The organism is Micromonospora sp. NPDC003776, from assembly GCF_053605645.1.
This window is the reverse complement of record NZ_JBSGJR010000444.1, coordinates 1-6036: the sequence shown is the minus strand read 5'-3', so window position 1 is coordinate 6036 and position 6036 is coordinate 1. Positions and strand designations below refer to the sequence as shown.

Annotated in this window: 5 protein-coding genes and 1 pseudogene; all 6 read right to left on the bottom strand. The window is 74.9% G+C overall.

Annotated elements, in window-relative coordinates; translation table 11 throughout:
* Positions 1-878: hypothetical protein (locus ACWEVO_RS27615; protein ID WP_452310415.1), on the bottom strand; the 878-nt coding region annotated here is incomplete at its 3' end.
* Between the two features lie 185 nt (positions 879-1063).
* Positions 1064-2311: an adenylyltransferase/sulfurtransferase MoeZ gene (moeZ, locus tag ACWEVO_RS27610; RefSeq protein ID WP_452310414.1), complete on the bottom strand. Its 1248-nt coding sequence runs from the start codon at positions 2309-2311 to the stop codon at positions 1064-1066.
* A 41-nt stretch (positions 2312-2352) separates the two neighbouring features.
* Positions 2353-3234: a DUF3152 domain-containing protein gene (locus ACWEVO_RS27605; RefSeq protein ID WP_452310413.1), complete on the bottom strand. Its 882-nt coding sequence runs from the start codon at positions 3232-3234 to the stop codon at positions 2353-2355.
* Between the two features lie 77 nt (positions 3235-3311).
* Positions 3312-4178 carry a DUF3152 domain-containing protein gene (locus ACWEVO_RS27600; RefSeq protein WP_452310412.1) on the bottom strand — a complete coding sequence of 289 codons (867 nt, stop codon included), beginning with the start codon at positions 4176-4178 and terminating at the stop codon, positions 3312-3314.
* 5 nt (positions 4179-4183) lie between these two features.
* Positions 4184-5212: an alpha/beta fold hydrolase gene (locus tag ACWEVO_RS27595; RefSeq protein ID WP_452310411.1), complete on the bottom strand. Its 1029-nt coding sequence runs from the start codon at positions 5210-5212 to the stop codon at positions 4184-4186.
* Positions 5213-5258: 46 nt separating this feature from the next.
* A pseudogene (locus ACWEVO_RS27590) lies at positions 5259-6036 on the bottom strand (hypothetical protein); the annotation flags it as partial.

The window sequence follows — 6036 nt, the reverse complement described above, 5'->3', positions numbered from 1 at the left end:
GCGGCCAGCCGGGGCGACAGGAAGACCGCGCCGGCGGCCGATGCCTCGGGGGCGCTCGGGCGACAGGCGCGGATCGCCCGCAGCGTGGTGTGCACATCGAACTGGTGGCCGTCGTCGCTGTCCCAGCCGCCGTCGCTGCGCTGCGTCTCGGCGAGCCGCTTGCGCGCCGAGACCAGCAGCCACTGTTCCTCGCCCACCTCGACCCGGCGCAGCGTGGCGGCGAGCCAGGCCACATCGGCCGGGGACATCTCGGGGATCCGATCCGCCAGCACCGCCTGGATCCGCGCCGACTCGTAGTACATCTGCTGGCGGTGCAGCACCGCCGCGCTCAGCCACCCGGCGGGCAGGAAGGACGGCCAGCTCCCGTCCGGCGCGAGCTGCGCGGCGAGCGCCTGCGCCGCCGCCTGCACCACGCCGGCGTACGCGCCGCCGACCCGGTGATCGAGCGGCCCGGCGGCGCGGGCGTCCAGCCCAGCCACGGTCAGCCAGAACCCGGCGTTGGCGGTCAGGTAGAGCCCGGCCTCCGGGTCCCCCGGGGTGGCCCATTCGGGCGCGATGCCGGCCAGTGCGGGGTCCTCGTCCCAGCCGCCGTCGGGGAGCTGGCGGGCAGCGAGCCAGTCCAGGGCGTGCCGGGCGGCCGGCCGGCCCAGGCCGCCGAGGTCGTCCAGTTCGGATAGACGGAAGCAGGTCGCGTCGACCGAGGCGACCGTGCCGTCGAGGACGGCGGGCCAGCCGCCGCCGGATGCCTGCCCGGCCTCGGCCGCGTCGAGCAGGTCGTCCGGCACGGGCGCGCCGGTACGCAGTCGGGAGAGGCGGGCGCGGTCCACCGCGTCGCCGTGCGCCACGACGAAGCCGATCGCCGCGTCCAAGTCCACCACGGCGGTCACGCTACCTGCGCGAACGCGGTTACGCCTCGGTAGCTCGGCCAGGGGTGGCCCGGCCCACCGGCGGGTTGTGGAACGACGCGTCGACTCACTCGACGACATAGCTCCAACACGGACGGTGATGCCGGTACCGACGCCGAGGGCCCCTCCCGACACGCGGAGGGACCCTCGGGCAGAACTCAGTACGCGGGCAGGGACGGGTCGATCTGCTTGACCCAGGAGAGGACGCCGCCCTGGACGTGCACGGCGTCCTTGAAGCCGGCCGCCTTCAGCGCGGCGAGCGCCTCGGCGGAGCGGACGCCGGACTTGCAGTGCAGCACGATCTGCCTGTCCTGCGGGAGCTTCGCCAGCGCCTCGCCGGAGATGATCTCGCCCTTGGGGATCAGGGTGGAGCCGGGGATCCGGACGATCTCGTACTCGGCGGGCTCGCGGACGTCGACCAGGAAGATGTCCTTGCCGGCGTCCTGCCACTCCTTCAGCTCCAGGGCGGTGATGGTCGAGTCGACCACCGCCTCCTGCGCCTCGACGGAGACGGCGCCGCAGAAGTCCTCGTAGTCCTCCAGCAGGTCGGTGACCGTCGGGTTCTCGCCGCAGAGCACGCAGTTCGGGTCCTTGCGAACCTTGATCTTGCGGTAGCTCATCTCCAGGGCGTCGTAGACCATCAGCCGGCCGACCAGCGGCTCGCCGATGCCGGCGAGCAGCTTGATCGCCTCGTTCACCTGGATCGACCCGATGGACGCGCAGAGCACGCCGAGCACGCCACCCTCGGCGCAGGACGGCACCATGCCGGGCGGCGGCGGCTCCGGGTAGAGGCAGCGGTAGCAGGGGCCGTGCTCGGCCCAGAAGACCGACGCCTGGCCGTCGAAGCGGTAGATCGACCCCCAGACGTACGGCTTGCCGAGCAGCACGGCCGCGTCGTTGACCATGTAGCGGGTGGCGAAGTTGTCGGTGCCGTCGACGATCAGGTCGTACTGGGAGAAGATCTCACGGACGTTCTCCCGGTCCAGCGCGGTGTTGTGGATCTCCACGTTGACCAGCGGGTTGATCTCGCGGATCGAGGCGGCGGCGGACTCGGCCTTGGACCGGCCCACGTCGGAGACGCCGTGGATGATCTGCCGCTGGAGGTTGGACTCGTCGACGGTGTCGAAGTCGATGATGCCGAGCGTGCCGACACCGGCGGCGGCCAGGTACATCAGGGCCGGCGAGCCGAGACCGCCGGCGCCGACGCAGAGCACCCGGGCGTTCTTCAGCCGCTTCTGACCCTCGACCCCGACGTCGGGGATGATCAGGTGGCGCGAGTAGCGACGGATCTCGTCGACGGTCAGCTCGGCGGCGGGCTCGACGAGCGGGGGCAACGACACGGTGGACTCCCCGGGATCGGCGGTGGGACCGCGCCATTGTCGCTCGATCCGGTGGGGATCGGCCATGAGGAGGGACACGTCGCCCGACATGCGGGAGCGGGAATAACTCAGAGCCCCTCGACGGGCTCCCCCTCGTAGCGTGCCCCGTCGACGTACGGCCAGGGGTTGGCGACGCAGCCGTCCAGCCCGTACGTCTGCTGCTGCATCACCGGTGCGGGCGCGCCCGGGCCGGGGCAGGCCTGGTGCAGCTCGCCGAACTGGTGTCCCACCTCGTGGTTGATCACGTACGTCCGGTAGACCTCGAGCGGCGCCCCGTAGTCCGGGACCGCCTCCATCCAGCGGGCCAGGTTGATGATCACCCGGCCGGGGAGCCGGCAGGAGGTGTACCGCTCGGTGCTCAGGCCGCCCTCGGCGCACATCCGCTCCGAGGTGGCCGGGGTGGCCAGGTAGATGGTGAAGTCCGCGGCGGCCGCCTCGGCCACCCGCTGCACCCGCAGGTTCCCGGAGGCGATCCAGCTCCGGTCGTCGCCGAGCACCGTGTCCACGGTGCCGGCGAAGTCGTCGGCGTCCTGCCCGACGCCCTGCTCGACCTCGACGCGGTAGCGGCGCAGCGGTCCCCCGTACCCGCGCTCCGGTGAGCCACCCTGGGCCGGGACGAAGCGCCCGGAGCCCTCGGTCGGGTACGCCTGGGGTTGCCCGCCGGCCCCCGTGCCGCCGCCGTTCGCCAGGCGCGCGTCCCGGGCGGCGGCCACCGTGGCCGGCGCCGGGCCCGCGGGCCGGCGGAGCAGGTCACTCAGGCCGACCGCGGCACCGCCCGCCGCCAGCAGGGCGACCAGGAGCAGGACGGTACGTCGCCGACGGCGCCGCATCCGGCGCAGCGTGGGACGGACCGGCGTGACCCCGGGGTGGGCCGGTGGACGGTCGAAGTCGAGCCGGGCCGGCGGCGGTCCGGTCTCGGCAGGCGGGTCAGAAGGGGACGACGACGTCATGACACCAGCGTGCCACGCAATTCGGGCATTCAGCCGCTTTTACCGCCAGTTCCGCGAAATACTCCTCATCGCCACGATCAGGGCTTCCAGGTCGGCGGGCCGGTATACCGCCGCCCGTTCAGGTACGGCCACGGGTTCGGCCGGCACCCACCGAGGAAGAGCGTCTGCTGCTGCATCACCGGCGCCGGCCGGCCGGCCGCGGGGCAGCCCTCGTGATGGTGCCCGAGCTGGTGGCCGACCTCGTGGTTGATCACGTACAGCCGGTACGTCTCCAGCGGCAGCCCGGCCGCCATTAGGTGCGGCGCCGAGGTCTGCCAGCGATCCAGGTTGATCACCACCTTGCCGGGCACCCGGCAGGAGGTGTACGGCAGCCCGCCCTTGCGGATGTCGATGCCCCCGTTCGCGCACAACCGGCCGGCCGTGACCCGGGTGGCCAGGTAGACGGTGAAGTCGTAGCGCGCGCCGGGCGGGACCCGCTGCAACCGCACCGAGCCGCCGTCCACCCAGCTCCCCGGCCCGGTGAGGGCCCGCAGCACGGCGTCGCCGAAGGCCGGCACGTCCTGCCCCGAGCCGTTCTCCACCGCCACCCGGAACCGGCGCAGCACCCCCGTCCGCCCCAACAGCGGCCCCGGCCGGCTGTCGTACGCGAAACTGCCCCGGCCCTGCGCGGGCACCGGACCGGGCAGGGCCAGCACCGGCGCCGGCGTGGTCGGCTCCGGGCTCGGCGAGGGGCTCGCCGACGGCGCCGGCGAGGGCTCCGACGGCACCGGCGGCTGGACGGCCGACCCGTCGCTGACCAGCACCTCGGCCCCCGCGGACGGCCGCTGCACGGCCACCCCGACGGCGACCGCGGCGGCGGCGAGGAACGCGAGCACCACGATCACGGGTCGGCGTCGACGGGCGGCCGGACGACCGGAGGCGGGGCGGGGGCGGGAGGAGGGCATCCGGCTCAGCCTGCCATGTCGCGCGGTCGCCCGCTGTCCACCGTTCCGGTCAGCAGGTCACCGGCCCGCGGCTCGGCGGCCGTCCGGGCCCCCCGCTGCTCGGCGAGCAGGGCCAGCACCGCGCGGGCCACCGTCCGGGGCACCTCCAGCTGGGCGACGTGCCCGACCCCGTCGAGCATCAGCAGCCGGCTGTCCGGGATCACCCGGGCGGCCTGCGGCGCCACCCGGACGTCGACCAGCCGGTCCGCGCGGCCCCCCACCACCAGGGTGGGCATCCGCAGGCCGGCGGCCATCCGCCACAGGGAGTTCGGTCCCGGCAGGTACGACCGTAGGAAGCTGGAGACCAGGCCCCGGAAGGTCCGGAGGTACGCGGCCGCGTAGTGGGCCGCCTGGTAGCGGATCCGGATCTCCTCGATCGCCTCCTGCCGGCGCTGCTCGCTGATCCGGGTCAGGTCGGCGATGCACGCCTCCATCACCTGCCGGGCCATCACCTCGGGGGCGAGCTGGGTCAGGCGCCAGGCGGCCAGCCGCTCGCCGCGGGGGATCGCCAGCAGCGGCAGCATCCGCCCCTGCAACGAGCGGCGGAAGTCGAGGAACGGCAGCGCCGGGGAGACCAGGGTCAGCGTGCGCACCAGGTCCGGCCGCAGCGCCGCCACCCGCACCGAGACCGCCCCGCCCAGGGAGTTGCCGAACAGGTGCACCGGACCCCGGTCGCTGTGCTCGATCCAGCGCACCACCCGGTCGGCGAAGGCCGGGATGGTGTACCGCCGGCCGGGCTCGCTGCGCCCGAAGCCGGGCAGGTCGATCGCCTGCCCGTCGAGCCACGGCGCGAGCAGGCCGGCCAGGTCCGTCCAGTTCTGCGACGAGCCGCCGAGGCCGTGCACGTAGAGCGCCGGTTCGGCCGCCGGCCGGAGGGCCGGGGTGTCCCGGACGTAGGTGACGGTGCCGTCGAGGCGGACCGGGCGGCCCGGCCAGGGCGGCGGGACGCTGTGCGCGGGCAACTGCTCGTCCGGCCACAGGGAGGCGCGCTTCATGGCATCCAGTCTTCCCGCCCGAAGCCCGCCCGACACCGGCACCCGGTCAGGCCAGCAGGGCCTCCAGCCGGCGGTTCACGGCGGCCAGGGTCGCCCGGACCATCGCCTGCCGCGGGTCACCGGCGACCAGGGCCGAGCCGGCCAACTGCTCCACCCAGCCGTCGCAGACCAGCAGCACCACCACGGTGGCCACCTCGCAGTTGCCGAACGGCAGCACGGCCGCGTGCTCGACGAAGCACCGCCCCCGCTCGGCGGTCAGGACGGCCCGGCCGAGCAGCTCGTCCACCGCCGCCGCGGCGGCCACCGCGCAGAGCCGGAGCACGTACCCGTCGACGGCCGGCCCGGTGGCGTGCCCCTCCGCCGTCCGGTCGCCCGCGATCAGGCGTACCTCCACGGTGGCGTCGAGGCCGAAGGTGCTCACCTGGACGTGGTCGATCACCACCCGGGGCCCCGGCACGCCGCCGGTGTCCAGCGGACGCGAGGGCGCGGTCTCCGTCGTGGTCATCTGCCCACCGGAGTACGACGTACCCACCGTCGCCGGACTGCCGGTCGGCCCACCGGTCGGGGCGGTGGCCAGCGAGGACTCCTCCACCGCCGCACGCCCCCGGTGGGCGGCGAGCGGGCGGCGGCGCCGCGGCTCGGCGGCCGGGTCCGTGCCCTCCGTGGGCGCCTCGACCACGCGACCGGTCCGGGGCTCGGGTGCGGCCGGCCGCCCCTCCCCGGCGCGGACGTCGGTCGGCCGCTCCTCCGCCGGCCGCGGCTCCGCGGCCCGGGTCGGGACCGGGCGGCGGCGCACCGGCGGCGGGGTGGTCGGCGTGCCGGGC

Coding starts and splice junctions, on each gene's coding strand:
- ACWEVO_RS27595 (WP_452310411.1), bottom strand. CDS start 5,212: ATGAAGCGCGCCTCCCTGTGGCCGGACGAGCAGTTGCCCGCGCACAGC.
- moeZ (WP_452310414.1), bottom strand. CDS start 2,311: ATGGCCGATCCCCACCGGATCGAGCGACAATGGCGCGGTCCCACCGCC.
- ACWEVO_RS27600 (WP_452310412.1), bottom strand. CDS start 4,178: ATGCCCTCCTCCCGCCCCCGCCCCGCCTCCGGTCGTCCGGCCGCCCGT.
- ACWEVO_RS27605 (WP_452310413.1), bottom strand. CDS start 3,234: ATGACGTCGTCGTCCCCTTCTGACCCGCCTGCCGAGACCGGACCGCCG.